This window comes from Bradyrhizobium sp. 197 (genome assembly GCF_023073375.1).
Lineage (GTDB): Bacteria > Pseudomonadota > Alphaproteobacteria > Rhizobiales > Xanthobacteraceae > Bradyrhizobium.
In genome coordinates this window covers 1-21,102 of record NZ_JADPJJ010000186.1, presented here as the reverse complement: position 1 = coordinate 21,102, position 21,102 = coordinate 1, and the positions used below count along the sequence as shown (strand labels likewise).

Annotated in this window: 16 protein-coding genes; 10 read left to right on the top strand and 6 right to left on the bottom strand. The window is 60.5% G+C overall.

All coding sequences use genetic code 11. The annotated features are described in order from the left end of the window. Window positions 1-5: 5 nt before the first annotated feature. Genes tssL through tssI form a run of 5 tightly spaced genes read right to left on the bottom strand, consistent with a single transcriptional unit; the run spans window position 6 to window position 6,744 of the window. Window positions 6-1,532 carry a type VI secretion system protein TssL, long form gene (gene tssL, locus IVB27_RS40335; protein WP_256468512.1) on the bottom strand — a complete coding sequence of 509 codons (1,527 nt, stop codon included), beginning with the start codon at window positions 1,530-1,532 and terminating at the stop codon, window positions 6-8. Continuing rightward, on the bottom strand, window positions 1,529-2,866 hold the full coding sequence (tssK, locus tag IVB27_RS40330; protein WP_247448080.1) for a type VI secretion system baseplate subunit TssK: 1,338 nt from the start codon (window positions 2,864-2,866) through the stop codon (window positions 1,529-1,531). The genes tssL and tssK overlap by 4 nt, the downstream gene beginning before the upstream one ends. 48 nt (window positions 2,867-2,914) lie before the next feature. Continuing rightward, window positions 2,915-4,294, bottom strand: a complete 1,380-nt coding sequence (gene tagH, locus IVB27_RS40325) for a type VI secretion system-associated FHA domain protein TagH (protein ID WP_247448079.1) — start codon at window positions 4,292-4,294, stop codon at window positions 2,915-2,917. Between the two features lie 12 nt (window positions 4,295-4,306). Continuing rightward, on the bottom strand, window positions 4,307-4,870 hold the full coding sequence (locus IVB27_RS40320; RefSeq protein ID WP_247340882.1) for a DUF6931 family protein: 564 nt from the start codon (window positions 4,868-4,870) through the stop codon (window positions 4,307-4,309). A gap of 5 nt (window positions 4,871-4,875) precedes the next feature. Beyond that, window positions 4,876-6,744, bottom strand: coding sequence for a type VI secretion system Vgr family protein (gene tssI / locus IVB27_RS40315; RefSeq protein WP_247448078.1), 1,869 nt, complete (start codon window positions 6,742-6,744; stop codon window positions 4,876-4,878). Between the two features lie 347 nt (window positions 6,745-7,091). Here tssI and IVB27_RS40310 point away from each other — a divergent pair, with 347 nt between their 5' ends. The 9 genes from IVB27_RS40310 (at window position 7,092) to IVB27_RS40270 (ending at window position 19,173) form a co-directional block, all read left to right on the top strand. Continuing rightward, window positions 7,092-8,405 carry a type VI secretion system protein TssA gene (locus IVB27_RS40310; RefSeq protein ID WP_247448212.1) on the top strand — a complete coding sequence of 438 codons (1,314 nt, stop codon included), beginning with the start codon at window positions 7,092-7,094 and terminating at the stop codon, window positions 8,403-8,405. Between the two features lie 128 nt (window positions 8,406-8,533). Then, on the top strand, window positions 8,534-9,061 hold the full coding sequence (gene tssB / locus IVB27_RS40305; protein WP_247340884.1) for a type VI secretion system contractile sheath small subunit: 528 nt from the start codon (window positions 8,534-8,536) through the stop codon (window positions 9,059-9,061). A gap of 16 nt (window positions 9,062-9,077) precedes the next feature. Next, window positions 9,078-10,580 carry a type VI secretion system contractile sheath large subunit gene (gene tssC / locus IVB27_RS40300; RefSeq protein WP_247448077.1) on the top strand — a complete coding sequence of 501 codons (1,503 nt, stop codon included), beginning with the start codon at window positions 9,078-9,080 and terminating at the stop codon, window positions 10,578-10,580. Window positions 10,581-10,630: 50 nt separating this feature from the next. After that, window positions 10,631-11,116, top strand: a complete 486-nt coding sequence (locus IVB27_RS40295) for an Hcp family type VI secretion system effector (protein WP_247340886.1) — start codon at window positions 10,631-10,633, stop codon at window positions 11,114-11,116. 182 nt (window positions 11,117-11,298) lie between these two features. Next, a complete protein-coding gene (tssE, locus tag IVB27_RS40290) occupies window positions 11,299-11,847 on the top strand; it encodes a type VI secretion system baseplate subunit TssE (RefSeq protein WP_247448075.1) in 549 nt (182 codons plus the stop codon). A 1-nt stretch (window position 11,848) separates the two neighbouring features. After that, entirely contained in the window at window positions 11,849-13,816 is a 1,968-nt protein-coding gene (tssF, locus tag IVB27_RS40285; RefSeq protein ID WP_247340889.1) for a type VI secretion system baseplate subunit TssF, read from the top strand. Then, window positions 13,780-14,844 (top strand): type VI secretion system baseplate subunit TssG, encoded by a 1,065-nt coding sequence (gene tssG, locus IVB27_RS40280; RefSeq protein ID WP_247340891.1) that lies wholly within the window; start codon window positions 13,780-13,782, stop codon window positions 14,842-14,844. The genes tssF and tssG overlap by 37 nt, the downstream gene beginning before the upstream one ends. Window positions 14,845-14,941: 97 nt before the next feature. Further along, a complete protein-coding gene (gene tssH, locus IVB27_RS40275) occupies window positions 14,942-17,581 on the top strand; it encodes a type VI secretion system ATPase TssH (RefSeq protein WP_247448074.1) in 2,640 nt (879 codons plus the stop codon). Between the two features lie 5 nt (window positions 17,582-17,586). Further along, complete coding sequence (locus tag IVB27_RS40270; RefSeq protein WP_247448073.1) at window positions 17,587-19,173, top strand: class I SAM-dependent methyltransferase; 1,587 nt, start codon at window positions 17,587-17,589, stop codon at window positions 19,171-19,173. An 88-nt stretch (window positions 19,174-19,261) separates the two neighbouring features. On the opposite strand, the gene IVB27_RS40265 is transcribed toward IVB27_RS40270, so the two are convergent. Then, entirely contained in the window at window positions 19,262-19,837 is a 576-nt protein-coding gene (locus tag IVB27_RS40265) for a hypothetical protein (RefSeq protein WP_247340895.1), read from the bottom strand. Window positions 19,838-20,088: 251 nt separating this feature from the next. Between IVB27_RS40265 and IVB27_RS40260 the strand changes: the two genes are divergently transcribed. After that, window positions 20,089-20,967, top strand: a complete 879-nt coding sequence (locus IVB27_RS40260; protein WP_247448072.1) for a hypothetical protein — start codon at window positions 20,089-20,091, stop codon at window positions 20,965-20,967. Window positions 20,968-21,102: the final 135 nt, after the last annotated feature.

Below are 21,102 nucleotides of genomic sequence, written 5' to 3'. Positions count from 1 at the left end.
TGTGCCTATTCGCTGCGTTCGATAAAGATCTCGACGCGCCGGTTCTTGGCGCGTCCCTCGGGCGTTGTGTTGCTGGCAATTGGCGCATCTGCTCCTTTGCCCTCAACGTCGACGCGCGAACCATCGGTCAAACCAGGTTTCAGTGCCGCGGCAACCGCCTTGGCGCGCTCGACCGACAACTCGAAATTGGTCGGGAAGCGGACTGTGCGGATCGGCGAACTGTCAGTATGGCCGACGACCCGGATCCGTCCCGGCTCCTTGTCGAGGGTTGCTGCGACGCGGAGTGCGATCGGCTTGAAGCCGTCGAGGATGGTCGCCTGGCCCGACGCAAACAAGGCTAGGTCGCAGACCCTGATCACGATGAAGCTGGGGGTCTGGTCCGCCGTCATGGCACAGGCGGTGTTCTCCTTCGCGAGCGCATTGCGGATGCGTTGCAACTGGGTAATGCGATCCGGCGGCGGCGGAGGCGGCGGTGGTGGGGGTGGTGCAACGACCTGACGCTTGAGCTCGATCGGGCCGTCCGGATGGAGCGCGAGCGCCACCTCGGCAGCATTCTCTGCCCGCCCAGCGAGGAGCGTCCGCAGAACGAAATAGGACCCGGTCAGCAGCGCGGCAACGACGGCTGCCACGAGCCAGACCGGAACACGCAGACGCTGCCGGCGTCCCGCCAGCGCCTGCCCGCGCCAGTTGGGCGACAGGTCGCTCATCGTTTTCGGCCGGACCCGGCGCAGCAATTCATAGAGGTTGCGCTGGATCAGTTGCAGGTTCGCAAGTCCGCCCCCTGACGTCCGGTGGATGCCCTGAAAACCAAGCGCAAGGCAGGTGTGCTGAAGTTCGAGGACCGGATAGTTGACCAGTGGATCAACCTTCAAATGGTCGAGGATCTCAAAGAAACGGACGCCGCCGACACGCTCGCCGAAGAACCGGCTCAGCATCGAATATTGCGTCCAGACGTGACGCTCTTCGGTTGGGATGTGCTGCACGATATCGTCGGCAGTGGCACACAGGATGTATTTCGCTGTGTTGGCTTGGTGCTCGGAAATGCCCGCTGAACGGATGTCCTTCTCAAAGAATTTGATCGCGTCCGCGACCTGCTCCATCAGGCTGGCGAATGACGCTCGCATGAGCGCCACCCGCAATCGACCGAGCAGTTGCAGCAACGGGCCCGCAGCGCGCATCACCGGATTGGCATTTGGCGCGACCAGATCGTCAACGCGCAACGGCGGCCCTGGCGGCAACATGGGTTGCGGCACGTGGCCTTGCGCGGGTGTCGAGATCCATTCCTCGGCTGGATGGCTGGCCGGCGCGGAGGCGTAGTTCGAGCCCTGTGGAACGGGCGAAAAGGATGATGGTGGCGCTGGCGCGCCGGGAGAGGGTACGGGTGATGGCGAATAGGCCGGGCGTGCTGCAGGCCCCTCGCCCGGCGGAGGCTGAGAGGTCGGCGCCGGCGGCAACTTCCCGCCGGGATTGGGACGGATGATCGTCCGTTCGCCCCGACCGAAAGGATTGACCGGCTTGTCCTTGTCGCTCATGGCCTGTCTTCCAGGATAGCCCAAAGATACAGCTCAAGCTCGGGCCAGTCGCCGGAAAAGTGCATTCCGATCGACGCAGCCGTACTGAACTCGGGCCACAGCGGCGACTTGCGGTCGAGATAGAAATAGACGTGATCCGTGATGGCCCGGATATGCGGCGGCGGCGTCGGCAAATGCGCCAGCGTCAGGCCCGGCAGGTTTGCGTGCACGATCTCGTTCATCTTGGTGTTCGGCCCGACCTTGAACAGGTGCGGGAAATCGTTCTGGATCTCCACAAGCGGCCGCCGTGCGGCAACCTCCAGCACCAGGGTCGCATTTCGGAATAGCGCTCGATCGCGGATCGGCGATACGAACGCATTCTGTGCGCGCTCGATGATCTCCAGGCGGATCGCCCGCCGGCCCAGCCGCGCGCTCAAGAAGTCCTGGATGTCGCTGACCAAGGGTGTGAAGACGTTCTCGATATCGTCGTGATTGTACGCCGGATAGTTGCGCGCCCGCCGTTCCGCCGTGGAAAACGTCGCAAGTTCACCCGCGAACCTCAGCAATTCCTCGTACAGGCGCTCGGGGTGCACGCTGCCGGAGCGCTGGAAATGAGTCAGCACGGGAATGGTACGGTTCAGCACTTGCAGGACCAGATAGTCGACGCTCTGCAACCCACCACCGGATGACGGATCGACCGCGTAACGCGCCAGCTCGTCGAGTTTAGTCTCAACCCAGCCGATGATGCGGTTGAGCCAGCCATCGATGATCGGATGCGCGGCGCAGACCAGCATCGGCGGCACGAACTTGTCGTCGAACAGGATGTTCTTGTCGCGCACCTCGAGAATGCGCGCGATGCCGAGGCCCATGTATCCGGGCTTGCTCGTCTTGCGCAGTTCGAACGACAAGCGCGGATAAGCGATGTCGATCTCTTCCTCGATGCGTAGCGCCGAGGTCGAGTCAATGAAGGTTTCCGAAGTACGGACATAGCGACTGGCGCTGTCGGTGCGGTCCTCGTCGACCTCGCGGGTGTTTGGCGCCGCGACCGGCATCATCAGCCAGACGATCTGGCCTGCGGCCGTCTCCGGCACATCGATCGATTCGGGTATTGGGCTGTCCGCAGGAATATCGAAGGGCGTACCGTCCGGCATGACGCCGGACGCATTGCGCACCGCGAATTTGCTCTGTTCGGTAAGATCCTTATCGATCTCTAGCTGGGCAAAGCCCCAGGGGTATGGTGTCGTGTAGCGAACGCGCTTTTCCAGCAAGTGTTCGATGTAGCGGTCGTTCTGCTGCAGATGATGCGGCCGCAGAAACAGACCTTCCGACCAGAAAACCTTGCTGTACCAAGACATTCATACATCCACTTAGAAATTGTCGGCAACCGCGTGGTCGCCGAAAGTTTACTTTGAACCGGGCTTGTCACCGCGGTCGTAATAGTCCGAGAAAAACAACATAAAGGTTTCGATCGGCGCGCTGTTGTCGCGGCCAAGATGCGCCTTCCAGCGCGTCAAGAACTCGTCCCAGAGTTTGCCCTTGTTCGTGCCGAGCCAGGAGCTTGCGCCACGCTGAAGCTCGAGCTCGCGCGCCATCAGCGTCGGATCTATGCCGGCAATCAGCTCATGGACAGCGTGCTGCATCGCCATATAGGTCCTCAATTGATGTGACTTGAGATCACTGAAGCCCTGTGCAAAGGCGCGCTGTGCGTCGAGATAGCTGCGCGTCGGCGGCCCAAAGAGGATGCGCATCGCTTCTTCCGAGGTCGGCGAGAATTTCAGCGGATTATTTTCGAGCGCTTGGACGGTGGTCTGGCTGGTGCTACGGGTCAGCTGCTTGGCTTGGGTTCGCGCCTGCAGCAGCGCCATCAGATTGTCCACGGTCATACGCAAGATGATGCCAAGCTGCTCGGCGAGTTCGGCATCGGACTTGCTGGCAAAGAAGTTGTCCGGCAATCCTGCAGCGCGCGCCATCAGTCGCGCGAAGTCGGTACCACCGACTGGCTTGGCCGTGACAGGGCCCTCGTCTGCTGCTTGCGCCGGGCGCGGCGTCTCAACCTGCGGGTGCGATGGCGATGCTGGCGGCTGGGCGGCGGCTGGTTCATCATCGATCCACACCGACGGCCGGCGTGGAGTCGGCATGGCTGGCGGGCGCTCGACTTGCGGTTTCGGCGCGGTGACCGGACCGGCTGCCCAGTTCATGTCGTCGTCCTGCACGGACGGTTGGTACGGAGACATCGGCGATGACCGTCGAAATGGGTCCACACCCGGCGCCGGGACGCTCGCCGCCCAATCCAGGAACCCCGGATTGACGGGCCGCGGAGCCTCGCGTGGCTTCTTCAACAGTTGCGGATCGATCGGCGGCGGAACGTCACGATCGGCCGTCCAAAGCTCTCCGTAATCCGCATGCTGCTGGCCCGAGGGTTCGTGCAGTTGCGCCTCATGGTGTAGGGTGCGCCCGCCAGCCTCAGCCTCCAGCGAAACTCCGATGATGTAGTGGCCGATCGTGAGCCGATCGCCGTCGCGCAGGCGGTGCGGCCCGCGCATGCGCTGGTCGGCACCATTGAGAAAGGTGCCGTTGGTCGAGACGTCGTGCAGCCAATAGCCACCGTCGCGAAAGTGCACCTCGCAATGCTTTCCGGAAATCGTCCGCGCCGGATCCGGCAGCGTCCAGTCGAGGTGACGGTCCCGGCCAATATCGACCGAACGCCTGCCGGTGACCGTAAACGACACAGGTCCGCCGTCCGGAAGATTCGGTTCGTTCTCGATATTAAAGCGCAGCACCATCACATCGTCTCGTTAGCGCGGAGGGCGCGGTTCGCCGCGTGCCAATTGAATACCATCCTCCAGGCATGACGTCATTATCTGGTCCCGGGAGTCACGGGGGAGCCGGCAGAGGCCAATCAGCAGTGCTGTACGCACCGCCCGTGCGGCCTGATCTGGCTTGGCTTCCACGGGCGCAAATTCCGGGGGAACCACGCTTCCGCCGGACCAGCCGGCCGCCAGCGCCAGCCACGTTGCTGGCTGCTCGGGATCGTTGGCATTGCCGACAGCCAGCGCCTTGTTCCGGGACTGCTCGTCCGGTTGCCGGACCCAGGTCTCCACAATATTGAGCGACCTGCTATCGCTGGCATCGAAATGGTCGAACATCCGTCGCAGAGAGCGACATCCCCAGCCAATTGCCACGCGCCTTGGAAGCAGGTAGGCACAGTAAGACACGGCGGGGTGCCAATTGCACGCGTCGGCGGCCTCCTGAAGGAAATCCAGCGAAGGCTTGTCAGCGTCGGCTCTGCCGACATCATAGCGCGCCAAGGGATAGGCCTGAAACAGATCCTGTACCGTGCCGAATCTAACCTGCCCCATGATCGTCAACCGACAAGAGTTGGAGTGCCGTGAGCGACCAGCGGACCGCCTGCAGCAAGCGCCATGCCGGCCTGCGCTGTCATGGCGATCGTCGGCGCGTTGATGACGATACCCGCCGGGGTCAGGATAATCTGGCTCGGACCAACCTGCAGGGTGATATTGGCGTTGGCCATGAGCGTGATGCTGATGCCCGCATTGACGGACTGGTCCATGGCCAGCGTGATGTGCTGACCGCCCAATTCGATATCGAGTTTGTCATTGCCTTTCTTGAGCATGGTCTTGCGGGTGTCGCCGCCGAATGCAGCTTCGCCGATGGTCCGTGTCTCGGTGTCGCGGACCGTCACGTCATGGTCCTTCTCGGCATGCACCGTGATCTTCTCGGATCCCTTCTTGTCCTCGAAATTCCACTCGTTGAAGCCGCCGCCGCCTTTGGTGGAGTCGGACTTCAATCCCGCAATCGTCTTCTTCGACGGCAGATCGTAGGGCAGCTTGTATTCGTCGTTGTACACGGTGCCGATCACCAGGGGCCGGTCCGGATCCCCCTCCAGGAATTCGACAACGACTTCCTGCCCGACGCGTGGGATGATCTGACCGCCCCAGCGCTTGCCAGACCAAACCTGGGCGACCCGCAACTGGCACGACCGCTTCTTCTTGCGATCCCAGAAAAAGCGGACGTAGATTTCGCCGAGCGACTCGACGTCGATTTCCTCACTCGAATTGTCGTCTTTGGTCACCACCTTGGCAGTCTGGATGCCATTGATACTTGGCTTCGGGGTCAGCATCGGCGCTCGAAACGGCCGATCGCTCGGCAGAAACTCGTAGCTGCCGAAATAAACGTGTTGCCCGGCGTCGCTCGGACCGCCGGTGCGATAAGATTCGATCGAGAACGAGTGCGTGGCGCGCACCACGAGATATTCCACGTTCTGCGAATCCTTGGAGTGCTTTTCAAGCTTCGTTAGCCCACCGGGGAACAGGTTGACGGCATCGCCATTGCCGCGGCGCCTCCGGTCCATTGCCTGCTCGGCCTGAAGCTGGATTTTCGCGTAGCGCTCGCCGTCGGACTTTTCCTTGAACTTCCCTGGATAGTCGTAAAACTCCATCTCCGACCGGGTGTAGTGCTCGGAGCCCTTGGCGTCGCTGACCATCTGCGCGTTGGGCTTCTGATAGTTGTAGTCGTTGAGCTCGATCTTGCCGGTCCGAAACCGGCGCTCCGAGACCCATTCGTAGATATGCTGCTCGCCTCGACGATCGGCCCCCGTCAATGGGATATAGGGAATCGTAGCAAGACCGTTGATCGGGCTATGCGACGATTTGGAGTCCGCCAACACCAGCGTATGTTTGCCGCCCTCGTGCTTGAAGAAGTAGTAGATGCCGTGCTGTTCCATCAGCCGGCACACGAAATTCAGGTCAGTCTCGCGGTACTGAACGCAATATTCGAGCTTCGGACAGGACCCCTCTTCGGTCAGTTTGGATTCATAATCGGTGAAACCGCGTTCGTTGAAGACCTCCTTGATGATGTCGGGCGCTTTCTTGTCCTGAAAGATCCGACAATCGGTGGTCCGCGACAACAGCCAAAACCAAGGCCTCAGCACGATCCGGTAGCTGAAATAGTCGTTGTTTACCCCGAGCCACTGGGCCTCCGTCAGAATGCCACTGAACTCGCGCTCCTTTTCATGCAGCTTTATCGTCAGCGTACATTGCTGACCAATGGCTCGGTCGAAGTCGAGGTCGGCATCCTCACTGAGACACTCGATGCGATACTCGAACAGTTCACTGAGACCTTCCGAGCCTTCGAATCCGGCAAAAACCAGAACGTCCTTGCCAAGAGGCGTCTTGAGTTCGCAGAGGCGGGTATCCTGAGTAAGCTGGCCCATGTGGGCTTAAACTCCCTCCTTCGATCGAATGACCCGCTGCAAAGAGCTGATCAGACGTTATGCAAGAACCGCGGAAATCCTGCCTGCCACTGGCAGTGCCGGCAAGTCCGCCCCGGGGCTGGGCCTCCTGACGTTTCACGACAGCCGTCCAAAGAACCACCCTGGCCATCAAGTAGTCGGCTCCAAGAGCTTGCCGGTTCACGCGAAAATGGCATCTTCGGAAATGAACCAAGATCAGCAGGCATCTGACCCATAGGTATAGAATCGGATCATACGCCCCCGCGCGATCCCCTAGTCGTCACGGGCTCGGCAGCGGAGCCGTGACCGAGCAGATGGACGATCCTCGCATGCTTGATGTCGCCTCCCTGACGCTGCCCATTACCGCTGACGATCCCTGCGGGCCGGATCTCGACGCCATCGGAGACGTCCAATATCTGAACTTCTTCGCAGGTGCGGAATCCCTGCTGCCAATGTCGTTCTTCGAGGTCGTCAATGCCAATGGGGAGCGTGGACGCTTCGATCCAAAGGCAGTCGATTTTGCCGGCCAATTTGCCGCCGCACAGCCCCTTCTGGCGCGTACCCGCGATCTGCGCCTAAACCTGCTGCTGGCCAAGTTTTCAATCCTCAACCGCGACCTCGACGGCTTTCTTTACTGCCTGAGGGCGACCAACTTGCTGCTGCGCGAGCAGTGGGAAGCGGTGCATCCGAAGGGCGAGGACGGCGACTACGCGCTTCGGGCCGTCACGGTCGAAGCAATCGACGTGTTTCCGACCGTGATCAACCCGCTCCAGTTCCTTCCCCTGATTGAGAACCGCAGACACGGCAACCTCAACTACCGTGCCTATCAAATCGCCCAGGGCGAAATTCCCGCCGGCGACGCCGACGCCGACGGGCTCGATCTCGCGACCATCGAGCGCATCGTCAGCGAGACCGATCTCGACACTCTCAAGGCAACCAGCGCGCGGTGCTCCGCGGTCGCTGCTGAAATCGCAGGCATCAAGGCGACCTGGCGTGAGAAGATGAACTCGGGGCAACCTATCAGCCTCGACAGGCTCTCCGGTTTGGTTGACGGCATGGCTGCCTGGCTTGCGGGTCTTGTCGCGTTGCGTGATCCCGCGGCGATTGCCGCAACTGCGGAAGATGCCGGTTCCGTCGATACACAGGTGCCGCTGGACACCACCGGGATGTTGGCTTCATCTGCACAGGCGTCCGCAGCGCTCGGCGCAGCGGCGGCCTATTTTGCCCGAATGGAACCATCCAACCCGGCGCTGTTGCTGGTACGTCAAGCGCAGGAGATGGTCGGCAAATCATTTATCGAAGTGATGCGGATGCTGGTGCCGTCCCACGTGGAGAGCGCTGCGATCAATATCGGGCGGGACAAGGTCTTCGACCTGCCGATCGAACGGATGGCGGAGCTCGCGACCTCGCTCTCATCGACGACCGATGAGAGCGCCCAAGATATTGTTTTTTCGGCGGAAAACAGAGCGCAGGCCTTGGGCCTGCTGACGAAGGTGGCGTCGTTTTTCCGAACCGCGGAGCCGTCCAGCCCGATCCCCTTTTTGGTCGATCGCGCGCGCGACCTTGCACAACGAGATTTCCTCAGCCTTTTGAATGATGTTTTACCTGAGGGAGCGCTTAAAACAATCGACAGATCGCGTTGAACCGAGCTTTCGGTCGAGGGCACTAATTGGACACAAGGATGTTTGCCGACCGCAGCAACTTGAAGCGCCCTAGTCAATCTGCGTCGCGCAAATTCGATGTTTAAAGCGATTTCGTAATGAGGGAAACCATGGCTACTGACAGCGGTCAAAAATTTATTCGACGAAACCGCGCACCACGCGTGCACATCACATACGAAGATCCTTATGACGCCGAGCGACTTATAGAACTGCCGTTCGTCATGGGCGTCCTCTCCGACCTTTCCGGCAATAACCCTGGCGTCGAGAAGACGAAGGTCGAGGAGCGTAAATTCCTCGAGTTCGACATGGACAATTTCGACAACCGCATGGCCGCAATCCAGCCCGGCGTGACGGCGCGCGTCGCCAATCGCCTCAGCGATGGATCCGACGAAAAGATCTCGGTCAACCTGCACTTCAACAAGATGGCAGACTTCACTCCGGTGGCAGTCGCCCGCCAGGTGCCGGCCACCGCCAAGCTGCTCGAGGCGCGCGAACAACTCGCCAACCTGCTGCGCTACATGGATGGCAAGGTGGCCGCCGAGGACCAGCTGAAAAAACTGCTCGCCGATCCTCAACTGATGGCAGCGCTGCGGGAACGCGCGACAAGCCAGTCGACCGAACCTGGCACCGAGAGCTAAGGAAGGAATGGGGACCATGGCAAAAGAAGCTGTTCACAAAGAGAGCACTACCCAGGTCAAAACCGTCGAAGCTGATGAGTTTGCCAACCTGCTGAAGCAAAGTTTCAAGCCGCGCACTGAACGTGCTGCAACCGAAGTCGAAAATGCCGTGTCCACGCTCGTTCAAGAGGCGTTGAAGGACACGAGCGTCATCAAGTCGGACGTCCTCGACACCATCGAGGAGATGATCGCGCGGATTGACCAGAAACTGACCGCGCAAATGAACGAGATTCTTCATACACCTGAGTTCCAGGCAATCGAAAGTGCGTGGCGCGGCCTCCACTACCTCGTCTTCAATTCCGAGACCGACGCCAACCTGAAGATCCGGGTGATGAACGTCTCCAAGAACGAGCTGTATCGGAATCTGCGGCTTTATCCCGATGCGCGCTGGGACCAGAGCCCCCTTTTCAAGCAGATCTATGAGTATGAGTTCGGCCAGCTGGGTGGCGAGCCTTTCGGCTGCCTGATCGGCGATTATTATTTCAGTCACCTCCCCACCGATGTACAACTGCTCCGCGATCTCAGCAAGATCGCCGGCGCCGCGCACGCCCCCTTCTTCAGCGGCGCCGAGCCGACGCTGATGGGAATGGACTCTTGGACCGAGCTGTCCAACCCTCGCGACATCGGCAAGGTGTTCGACACGCCGGAATATGCCGCATGGAAGGGACTGCGCGATCAGGACGACTCGCGCTATCTCGGCCTATGCATGCCGCGCGCGCTCGGCCGCCTCCCCTACGGCGCGAAATCGGAGCCCGTGGAAGAGTTCGCCTTCGAAGAGGAGACGGACGGACACACCGGCGACAAATACGGCTGGATCAACGCCGCCTACGCAATGGCGGTCAACATCAACCGCGCCTTCAAGGAGTTTGGCTGGTGCACGCGCATCCGCGGTGTGCAGTCCGGCGGCGAAGTTATCAACCTGCCGACGCACACATTCCCGACCGATGACGGCGGCGTCGACCTGAAATGCCCGACCGAAATCGCCATCAGTGATCGCCGCGAGCACGAACTTGCAAAGGCGGGCCTCATCCCGCTGATCCATCGCAAGAACACCGACAAGGCCGCCTTCATCGGCGCCCAGTCACTCTACAAGCCGAAGAAGTACTTCGGCGAAAAGGGCGTGGATGCCACCGCGTCCGACAACCTGTCGTCACGACTACCTTACATGTTCGCAGTGTCCCGCTTTGCGCACTATCTGAAGTGCATGGTTCGCGACAAGATCGGATCCATGAAGGAGAAGGATGAGCTGACGATCTGGCTGCAAACCTGGATCAACGAATACGTTGATGCCAACCCAGCCCTCTCGTCAGAAGCTCAGAAAGCGCGCAAGCCACTGGCCGCTGCGAAGGTTGAAGTCATCGCAAACGAGGAGAATCCGGGATATTACAACGCGCGCTTCTTTCTTCGTCCACACTTTCAGTTGGAGGCGATGGACGTCGGCCTCAGCCTGGTTTCACGCCTACCCGGCCCCGGTTCCTGACGCCGCAACATCGCAACCGTAACCACGCAGAAATTTGAGAGGACTATGCTATGGCTGTCGACATCTTCTTGAAACTCGACCCGATCAAGGGCGAGTCGCTGGACGACAAGCACAAGGACGAAATCGATATTTTGAGCTGGTCTTTCGGCGAGAGCCAGTCAGGCACTTTCCACAGCGGTTCGGGCGGCGGCGCCGGCAAGGTCAGCATCCAGGATCTGCACTTCACGCACTTCGTCGACAAGGCCACGCCGGAGCTTTTCAAAGTCTGTGCGAACGGCAAGCACATTGATACGGCGATTCTCACGGTCCGCAAGGCGGGTGAAAATCCGCTGGAGTATCTCAAGATCGAGATGAAGCACATTCTGGTCTCGAGTGTATCGACGGGCGGATCGCACGGCGAAGATCGCCTCACCGAAAACGTGAGTCTGAATTTCGCGAAGGTCAAGATGACGTACAAGACCCAGACGGAAAAAGGCGGCGCTGGAGCGGCGCCGGTGTTTGGCTGGGACGTTCCCGCCAACAAGGAATGGGCCTGATTGTCGGCTTCTGCTTGGCGCCGGTTGCGATTAGCGCGAACCGGCGCCGCACGGTGCGACTGCGGTTGACGTCTCGGCGGGAGCGGTTGCGAGCCCGACCGCCTGCCGAGGCGACATTATCCTGGAGACCAGCTGATGCTCCGCGAAAGGGCATAGCGAGCCTGGCGTCTTGGGGACGGTAAATGACCATTACTCCAAAGAGGGATCGTCTCTCTCCCCCGCTAATGCTGGCCTTTCGCTTGGCTCATGAAGCTCGCGATGCGCGCAAGAAGCTCAATTTGCGCGATGAATTCGGTGAACGGGTCATTGCCGGGCGGCGTAGCGCAGGCCGCTTTCCGATCTCGGAAACGCTGTTGCGGCGGGAGGTCTCTCATGACCTTGAAACACTTCTCAATACCATTGCTCTGGAATCGACCTTGGATCTGAGCGACCGGGATTGCGTCCGGACATCGATCCTGAACTACGGCTTCCCCGATATCGCCCACCGCTCGATCGACGAGGTTACGGACGACGAACTCACCGACGCGTTGCGCGAGACGCTAGCGACCTACGAGCCCAGACTGGATCGCAAGACGATCCGGGTTCGTCGCGACGGCTCGGTCGGTCCTGAGCAGCTGAAGCTGCGCTTCATCGTTCACGCCGACCTCAAAGCTGAGCCGCTCAACGTCCCCGTGGAATTTGTCGCCGACGTCGACCTCGACAGCGGCGACATCCAGATCAATCGACTTTAGCATGAATCGCGAATTCCTCGATTTCTACAATCGTGAACTGTCATTGCTGTACGAGCAGGCGGGAGATTTCGCCGAAGAATATCCAGGTATCGCAGAGCGCCTCGGCGGCCTGATCCGGGACCGCTCGGACCCGATGATCACGGGACTGCTGGAAGGCGCTGCGTTTCTTGCCGCCCGCGTTCAGCTCAAGCTCAAGCACGAGTTCCCGGAATTCACTGCAAACCTGCTCGAGCAACTGGTACCGAACTATCTTGCGCCGACACCTTCGGCCATGCTGGTCACCGCACGGCCACCCTATGCCGACCCGGCGCTGCGCGACGGCAGGAAGATCGCGCGCGGCGCCTATTTCGACGCGACCTATCGCGAGAGAGAACGAAGTCTTTCCTGCCGGTTTCGACTTTGCCGCGACATCGTGCTCTGGCCATTTGACGTCACAAGCGCCGAGTATTTCTCGACGGCGGGCGCTCTGCAGGCGCTCGGTATCCCGGTCGGCAGTGATGTCATCGCGGGGCTGAGGCTATCGTTGACTCATCGTAGTGCGGCCCGGCTCGACGAGGAGCCGCCGGACGCAGAGGCCCGGACCAAGCCGGAAACCTGGTTCGCAGGCTGCCGCGTGAGCGAGCTTCCGATCTACCTGTCCGGTGCGGAATCCGACGCCATCGCGCTTTACGAGCAATTGCTCTCGAATTGCAGGGGGGTCTACTTCCGGCATCTCGACGACTTCGGCGATCCGGTGGTGACTCGTGCCCCCCATGACAGCGTGCAGCAAATTGGCTTCGACGAGAACGAGTCTCTGTTTCCTAACGACAACCGGATCTTTCGTGGCTCGGAGCTGCTGCGTGAATATTTCATGTTTCCACGCAAGTTCCTCGGCATTACCCTCACCGGACTTCGCAGCGTGATGTCACGGCTGCGCAGCAAATCGATCGATATTGTCTTCGCATTCGATGAACACAATTCACGGTTGGCCGCCTCGGTGCGCCCCGAGACGTTCAGGCTCTATACCGCGCCGGCGATCAATCTGTTCGAGAAGACGAGTGATCGCATTCCGGTCAAGTCGAATACGCACGAGTACCATGTGGTGCCAGATCGCAGCCGCTATCTGGAATACGAACCGCACCAAGTACTCGAAGTCTACGCGCACCTTCCGGCAGAGAAGGATAAGCGGCCCGTGCGCCCGCTATATTCGGCCGCCGTCGACCGGACCAGCGGGTCGGTCGACGGGCTTTATTTTACCGTCCGCCGCTTACCTCGGCGCCGCACAGTGGAAGAAAAGACATACGGTTCTTCCTCCGACTACACCGGGACGGACATGTTCCTGTCACTGCTCGAGCCCGTTGAATTGAGCGGCAAAGGCTCTGTCGCCGAACTGAGCGTTCGGGCTCTCTGCTCCAATCGCCATCTCACGGAGCACTTGCCGGTCGGCCAGGGCGGCGCCGATTTTCGCCTGCTGGACGACACATCCCTTGATCTGATGTGCGTCGCCGGTCCCACGCCGCCGCGCGAGCCAGTGGTGGCCCAATTGCGCAGCCGCAGCGAAATCGCCAACAGCGGGATTGTCAGCTGGCGGCTGATCAACATGCTCAGCCTCAACTATCTTGGCCTCGTCGAGCGCGGTGGCGGCAAGAACGCCGCAGCGCTGCGCGAGATGCTGTCCTTGTTCGCCGACCAATTCGACGACGCCACGGAACGCAAGATCCGCGGCGTGCGCAGCATAGAAAGCCGCCCCGTGGTGCGGCGCGTGCGTGAGCGCACCGGCAGCGGCGCAGCACGGGGCCTGGAGATTACCGTCACGCTCGACGAGAAAGCATTTGAGGGCAGCGGCGTATTTTTGCTCGGGGCGGTGCTGGAACGCTTCTTCGCCGACTATTCCGGCTTCAACACCTTCACCCAGACGGTCATCTCGACGCCGGAGCGCGGCGAGATCATGCGATGGCCGCCGCGCATGGGCACGCGGAGACCGCTATGACGCTGATCGACCAGATGAAGGCCGAGCCCTGGCGTTTCGATTTCTTCCATACGTTACGCCAGTTCGAGCGCGCCAACCCGGATCGACCGCGGATCGGTGACAGTGCCGCGCGCCGCGACGAATATATCGAACTCGGCCAAGTGCCTTATCTGGAGTTCCCCGCCTCGAACCTCGCGGCGGTGGACGACCAGAGTGGCCGGCTCAGGATACTCGTCAAATTTCTCGGCCTCCTGGGCCCGCAGGGCGCCCTGCCCATTGCCACCACCGATGAAAGTCTCAGCTGGTGGCTGATGCGGGATGACGCCTTCCCGCGCTTTCTTGACCTCCTCAACGGACGCTTCCTGCAACTCTTCTTTCGTGCCTGGGCCGACGCGCGCCCGATCGCGCAGCATGACCGCCCCGCGGACGATCGCTTCATTGCCTATGTCGGCTCCTTCGCCGGCTTGGGCTCCGCTGTTTTCGCCGATCGCGATACGGTACCTGACATGGCGAAGCTCAGCTTCGCTGGACTGGTCGCGCCCAGGGCGAAGTGTGCATCACGGTTGACTCGGTTCCTGCAAGGACTGTTCGAGGTCAAAGTCGAGATCGACGAATTCGTCGGCACCTGGCTCTCATTCGACCCAAGTCACTGCAGCCGGCTCGGCGGAACGCATGCGAGGCTCGGTCAGGACGCCCTTCTCGGCTCACGTGTGTTCAGCGTCGAGGACAAGATCAGAGTTCGGATCTTTGTCAGAACATTTGCTCAGTACGAACAATTCCTGCCGACCGAAACACCCAACCTGTCGGAGCCACTGGCCGACGCCGTTTTCTTCTATATCGGCGACGAATTGGAATGGGAGGTCGAGCTCGCCATTCCTGCGGGAGAGGTTGTACCGGTCAGGCTCGGACAAAGTGGTCGACTTGGATGGACCTCCTGGGTCTCACCGAACTGGGCCTCCACGGAAGAATATCGCCGCGATGCCCGCTTTCAGCTCGGCGAGCGATTGAGAGCCCGCCGGAGCGCCGCAGCCAATGCCGCGGCGATTTGAACCTATCCATCGCGCTGATCGCCTAATGCTATGGAATTTGAAGCAATTTCCGCGTGATGGCAAGCATCCGCGGAGGAATTGAGCAGGAGGAGCCGCCGTGACCGACATCAGCATTGAAGCTGTAACGGGCAAGCTGAACCGGGCCGGCTATGATGCCTTCATACAGGCCCTGCGCCATGCAAAGAGCGCCGGCAATCGCAACGTCGAGCTTGCGCACTGGCTGTTTCATATTCTGCAGCAGGAGCGCAACGATCTCAGCCTCTCGGTCGATCACTACAAGCTCGACCGCGCGCGCTTATTGTCGGACCTTGCCGGCGTGATCAGCGGCTTTTCTAAGAACGAGACCGACATGCCGGGCGTCGCGAATTCGGTCATCGATCTGCTCGATCGCGGCTGGCACTATGCCACGCTCTTCTTTGGCGAGACCCAAATCCGCACCGGTCATCTGCTTGTGGCAGGCCTGAAATCGAACGATATTCGTCGCACGCTGAACAACCTCTCGCGGGAATTTGCCAAGGTCAACGTCGACGCACTGGCGGCTGAACGCCGCGCTGTCTGGACCGGCTCCGACGAGGAGACAATGCGGCCGATGGACGGTTCGGGCCTGGTTGGCGCCGGCACGGAAGGCGCGGCCCAAGCGGGTCCGAAGGGCACGACGCCGCTCGACCGGTTCTCCCAGGACCTCACCGCCAAGGCCAAATCGGGCGAAATGGATCCGATCCTTGGCCGGGACGAAGAAATCCGCCAACTGATCGACGTGTTGATGCGTCGGCGGCAGAACAATCCAATTCTCACCGGCGAGGCTGGCGTCGGCAAGACCGCAGTTGTCGAAGGCTTCGCGCAGCGCATTGCCGCGGGCGACGTGCCGCCACCGCTGCGCAATGTAAGGCTCTGCGCACTCGACATCGGCCTGATGCAAGCCGGCGCCTCCATGAAGGGCGAGTTCGAGCAGCGCTTGCGGTCGGTGATCGACGAGGTCCAGAGCTCACCTACCCCCATCATCATGTTCATCGATGAAGCCCACACACTGATCGGCGCCGGCGGCACGGCCGGCACTGGTGATGCGGCCAATCTCCTGAAACCTCCCCTCGCCCGTGGCACGCTGCGCACGATCGCTGCCACCACATGGGCGGAATACCGCCAGTATATCGAGAAGGATCCCGCGCTTACACGACGTTTCCAGCCGATCCAGATCGACGAACCTGATGTGGAGACCTGCTGCATCATGCTGCGCGGACTTCTCGGTCCGATGGAAAAGCACCACGGCGTTCGCATCTCGGATGCTGCGATCGTCGCAGCGGTCAACCTGTCCCACCGCTACATTCCTTCGCGGCAGTTGCCGGACAAGGCGGTCAGCCTGCTTGACACCGCCTCGGCACGCGTGGCCATCAGCCAGAGCGCGACGCCGGCCCTGATCGAGGATGCACGCGTTGCGATTGCCGCTCGTGAAGCTGAGAGATCAGCACTCGTCAGCGACAGCGATCTTGGGATTGAGGACAGCGACCGCATCACGGCGATCGACAAAGACATTGCGGCACTGAAGGACAAGCAGACAAACCTCGAATCCGATTGGGCCACAGAGCGGGAACTCGTCAAGGATATCCGGAGCATTCGAGAGATTCTGTCCCAGCCCAAAGAAGGCGAAGATCCGACTGTCAGGCGCGCGGAGCTGCGCGGCAAGTTCGACACACTTGAGACCATCAATCCGGAAAAGCGAATGGTCTATGCCCATGTAGATCAGCAGTCGGTGGCGTCCGTTGTCTCTGATTGGACCGGCATCCCGGTCGGCCGGATGATGCGCGACGAGATCGAAACCGTGCTGAAGCTACCGGAGATCCTCAACCGCCGCGTCGTCGGCCAGTTCCATGGGCTGACGATGATCGCCAAGCGAATTGAGACCAGTCGCGCCAAGCTGGACAACCCGTCGAAACCGATCGGCGTGTTCATGCTGGCTGGCCCGTCCGGTGTGGGCAAGACCGAAACCGCCCTGGCGCTTGCCGAGACTCTTTATGGCGGCGAGCAAAACATGATTACGATCAACATGTCAGAGTTCCAGGAAGCGCACACCGTCTCGACCTTGAAAGGCGCACCTCCCGGCTATGTCGGCTATGGCGAAGGTGGGCGCCTCACCGAGGCCGTTCGGCGCAAGCCCTATAGCGTCATTCTGCTCGACGAGGTGGAGAAAGCTCATCCCGACGTCCATGAAATATTCTTTCAGGTATTCGACAAAGGAACCATGGAGGACGGCAACGGGCGGCGGATCGACTTCAAGAACACTTTGATCATCCTTACCACCAATGTCGGCACCGATCTGATCATGGGCCTATCACGCGATCCAAAGTATCGCGACGAGCCGGAAGAGCTCGCCAGGATGCTAAGGCCGGAGTTGCTGAAGGTGTTCCCAGCGGCGCTGCTCGGACGCATCGTCTCGATACCGTACTTCCCGCTGTCGGACGAGATGCTGTCCGGGATCGTGCGTTTGCAACTCGACCGCATCGGACGGCGCCTTCGCGACAATCATAACGCGACCTTCGGTTATGACGACGCGGTCGTCGAGCACATTGTGTCGCGTTGCAACGACCCGGACTCCGGTGGGCGAATGATTGACAACATCATCACCAACACCCTGCTCCCCGAGCTGTCGCGCGAATTCCTCAGCAAGTCGCTCGCCAAGGAAGAGGTGAAGGAAGCACGCGTCTCGATCGATAACGACAAGTTCGCATATTCGTGGAATTGAGCACGATGAACATTCAAACCGAGCATCGTCACCCGAACATCGGTCCAACGCCATACGACGAGGTCTACTACCCGGGCCATGTTTATGGGCTTACTCATCCCAACCATCTTGCTACCATGGCCGCCGTTTACGGCATGCAGCCGGCGCCGGTCGAGCGTTGCCGGGTGCTGGAGCTTGGCTGCGGCGTCGGCGGCAACCTGTTGCCGATGGCCTTTCAATACCCGAACAGCGAATTCGTCGGTGTCGACCTGAGCGGCGTGACGATCGAGCGCGGCCAGCAAAATGTCGCTACATTGGGCCTGGAGAACATCAAGCTTCTCCACTGCGACATCATGAATGTCGATGCAAGCTTCGGACGGTTCGACTACATCATCGCGCACGGCGTTTATTCCTGGGTGCCACCGGCAGTGCGCGAGAAGATGATGATGATCTTCAAGCAGAACCTGGCTCCGCGCGGGGTCTGCTACGTCAGCTACAACGCGCACCCATTCTCGCATCTTCGCGACATGGTCCGCGACATGATGCGGTATCACACCCGCCGCCTCACCGGCATGGAGGAGAAGGTAGGGCAGGCCCGCGCGATCCTGAAGTTCCTGAGCGACGGCTCCAAGGCCGACTCGGTGCACGGCGCGGTTATGCGCGACCAGTACAACCGCGTCCTCAAGTCGCCCGACGAGCTTTTATTTCACGACGATCTCGATGATGGCGCCGAGGCCTTCCTGCTGCATGAGGTCGCCGAAGACGCAAGCCGCCATGGCCTGCAATACCTGGGCGACGCTGATTTTTCACGACGCTATCTTGCCGGCTATTCCGAGGAGGTTCGCGCAGCGCTGCAGCACTTCCCGGAAAGCGAGTTCATGGCGCGCGATCAATATCAGGACTTCATCGACGGCAACGGTTTTCGGCGCACCTTGCTCTGCCACGACAGCATTTCGCTATCCCGCCAGATCGACCTCGATTTCGTTACCCGGTTCCATTTGCTGAGCACGACCAACCCGGTCCATTCCGACTCCTGCGTGACAGACGATTCCGCGATGGAATTCGAGAACCAGGACGGCAGCAGGGTCACGCTAATCAATCCGCTATTGAAGGCCGCGTATCTATGTCTCGGCCGAGCTTGGCCGCGGGCATTATCATTTGACGAGTTGCTCGATGGCGCCCGCGCGCTGCTGGGCGACCGGCAGGCATATGATGACCAAAAGGTGTTGACTGAGGCGATGTTCATCCTGGCTTGCAGCGGCGAGGTTTCGTTCCTGCTGTCGCGTCCCTTTTTGTTGAAGGAAGCTACGGAGCATCCGCAGGCGAGCCTGCTCGCGCGAAGACAAGCGCAAACAGGTCCGCTGGTCACCAACCTCCTCCACCAAACAGTGCAGTTGGAGGACGACCGGACCAGGGATTTCCTGCAATTGCTCGACGGTGCGCGGACCATCGACCAGATCACGGCCGAAATGACAGAAAAATTCGGCCCTACCATCCGGATAGGCCAGAAGGATGGAGCCGGGCAACCAGCCGAGCCGTTACTGCTGTCAATGCGAGAAAGCGTTCAACGCTCGCTTGCGATGGTCGGCAAGCTGGGCCTGCTGGTCGCGTGACGCGCTCAAGTGCACGGCTCCGTTGGCGATGAACGGCAGGAGTTGGAAGCTCCTGCCGTTTCCTGAAACGGATGCGGTCCCCGGCACTCTAGCCGTCGTGGGTATATTGCTGGCCGAGGAGCCATCCCGTGAGAATACCGCCGGGGCCGCTGGTATAGACCGGATCAAAACCAACACCTGCGCGCAGCATCTTCCATTCATGCTCCCCGACCCAGGGAATCCCGGGATCGCCCTTCTGATACTGGGACAGCAGTGTTCGGGCGACTTCTGCGGCATTGGCGTAGATCGGCCCGTTGGCCCAGCGAGGGCGGGGCAGGCCAGTCATGCGGCAATAGAGCGCCGTGCAGACATAGGCAGACGCCTCTTCCGCATTGGCATCAAGGCCGGTACGCAACAGATCGTATGCCGCGTGCAGGCTCTCGTGGACGATATAGGCTGCGTCCAGCCGGCCCGTCGCCGACACGACCTCAAGCGTATTAGCCGCAACCGCTGTGCCGTCGGCTCGGGTTCGCGCGACATCGTTATATTGCGCAGCAACACCCGCTGCGAGATCGGTCGGAACCGCGACTGTGACCTGCCCCAACCGGATCGCCCGGGCAACGTGATGAAACGTTTGCGGCGCAATCGTCACGTGGCTGCCGCGGATCGGAAACCGAAAGCGCATGCGTGCGACCGCCGGGCCATTGAGTACGTCTAATACCCTGCTCCGCAGTGACATTGATCGTCCTCACTGTTCACACTACCCCACGGATGGTGGTCGCCGTTTCCGATCGGCAGGTTCAAACACTGCGCTGGCGCGACATGACTTCGCATGACCTGGGCCGGGCGCCAGCTTCATCGAATGCGCCGGCATTGAACCCGAACCCGTTCGGGCGAGACTAATCTGAGGCGGAGGATTGCCGCGGAAGGCGCCCCATGACGACGACCGATCCGACGACGACCGACACTTACCGGAAGATCGCGGCACGGCTGACCATGTTTCGGCCGCAGATCGATTTGACAAAGTATTTTGCGGGGCCCAACCCGGATGTGCGGCTCTACGAGGAAAAGCCCTACATCCGACACCAACTCGAGAAGTATGGTGTCGCGGCTGCGACGAACACACTCGATGGCGTCACCTTCCTGCCGAAGCACTGGCGAGATCTGACCAAGAAGCTGCGTATCGCCAAGACGCCGGAAGGATTCGACGCCTTCGCCGAAGGCCAAAGTGCCGAGAAGCCATCGCACTGGGCTCTTGACCTGTCGATGGCCGCCACAATCGGCAAGGGATTTCGGGAGATCTGGCGTCCAAAGCTCTCCGACAGGCCACTCTCAACGCGCGATCTTCCGGGGCGGCACGGTTTCGGGCTTGGACGCGATCGCGGACAGTGGGGCGACGCCTACAGCTCGCAATTCGGCAAGGACCCGCAGCCACAAGACATCACCTCGCTACATTTCGCGGTGGCACCCGATCGGGTAAACGTTCACATCGACGAGACGGGCTTCGCGTTCGAGGGTGTAGGTGGTGCACTGACGGTGGGCCCAAACTTTTTGCATCACGCCGGCAATGAACTGTTCTGGAAGAGCAACAAGCATATACCGCAATGGGCGGCAGAGCATATCGACCTGATTCTGCCGAACAGCGCGAACGACTTTTCGCGCCTGGGCATTTCGGTCGACATGTACCAGCGCAAGGATTTGCGTGTCACGGTCACCGGCTCCTGCGGAATTTTCGGCGGTTTCGAGTGCTCGGGAACCGTGAGCATCAGCGGAACGCATGATCTGCTCGGTTCGAGCTCGAAGGGCCGGCGCTAAAGCGGATATTGTTCGTTCGACATTGCTCCTTGTCTAGTAACTGCCCAGGTCCGTTTGCTCGGTTAGGCGACGCTGAGTTTGTGGATGAGTTGTGTGGGGCATCGGGACAATGTTTCGAGCATGTTCCATCCGCGC

Excerpts from the sequence above, each read along its gene's own strand:
- IVB27_RS40295 (WP_247340886.1), top strand. The coding sequence starts at position 10,631 with ATGGCTGTCGACATCTTCTTGAAACTCGACCCGATCAAGGGCGAGTCG.
- IVB27_RS40310 (WP_247448212.1), top strand. The coding sequence starts at position 7,092 with ATGCTTGATGTCGCCTCCCTGACGCTGCCCATTACCGCTGACGATCCC.
- tssL (WP_256468512.1), bottom strand. The coding sequence starts at position 1,532 with ATGAGCGACAAGGACAAGCCGGTCAATCCTTTCGGTCGGGGCGAACGG.
- tssF (WP_247340889.1), top strand. The coding sequence starts at position 11,849 with ATGAATCGCGAATTCCTCGATTTCTACAATCGTGAACTGTCATTGCTG.
- tssI (WP_247448078.1), bottom strand. The coding sequence starts at position 6,744 with ATGGGCCAGCTTACTCAGGATACCCGCCTCTGCGAACTCAAGACGCCT.
- tssG (WP_247340891.1), top strand. The coding sequence starts at position 13,780 with ATGGCCGCCGCGCATGGGCACGCGGAGACCGCTATGACGCTGATCGAC.
- IVB27_RS40265 (WP_247340895.1), bottom strand. The coding sequence starts at position 19,837 with ATGCGCTTTCGGTTTCCGATCCGCGGCAGCCACGTGACGATTGCGCCG.
- IVB27_RS40260 (WP_247448072.1), top strand. The coding sequence starts at position 20,089 with ATGACGACGACCGATCCGACGACGACCGACACTTACCGGAAGATCGCG.
- tssB (WP_247340884.1), top strand. The coding sequence starts at position 8,534 with ATGGCTACTGACAGCGGTCAAAAATTTATTCGACGAAACCGCGCACCA.
- tssC (WP_247448077.1), top strand. The coding sequence starts at position 9,078 with ATGGCAAAAGAAGCTGTTCACAAAGAGAGCACTACCCAGGTCAAAACC.
- tssK (WP_247448080.1), bottom strand. The coding sequence starts at position 2,866 with ATGTCTTGGTACAGCAAGGTTTTCTGGTCGGAAGGTCTGTTTCTGCGG.
- tagH (WP_247448079.1), bottom strand. The coding sequence starts at position 4,294 with ATGGTGCTGCGCTTTAATATCGAGAACGAACCGAATCTTCCGGACGGC.
- IVB27_RS40270 (WP_247448073.1), top strand. The coding sequence starts at position 17,587 with ATGAACATTCAAACCGAGCATCGTCACCCGAACATCGGTCCAACGCCA.
- tssE (WP_247448075.1), top strand. The coding sequence starts at position 11,299 with ATGACCATTACTCCAAAGAGGGATCGTCTCTCTCCCCCGCTAATGCTG.
- IVB27_RS40320 (WP_247340882.1), bottom strand. The coding sequence starts at position 4,870 with ATGGGGCAGGTTAGATTCGGCACGGTACAGGATCTGTTTCAGGCCTAT.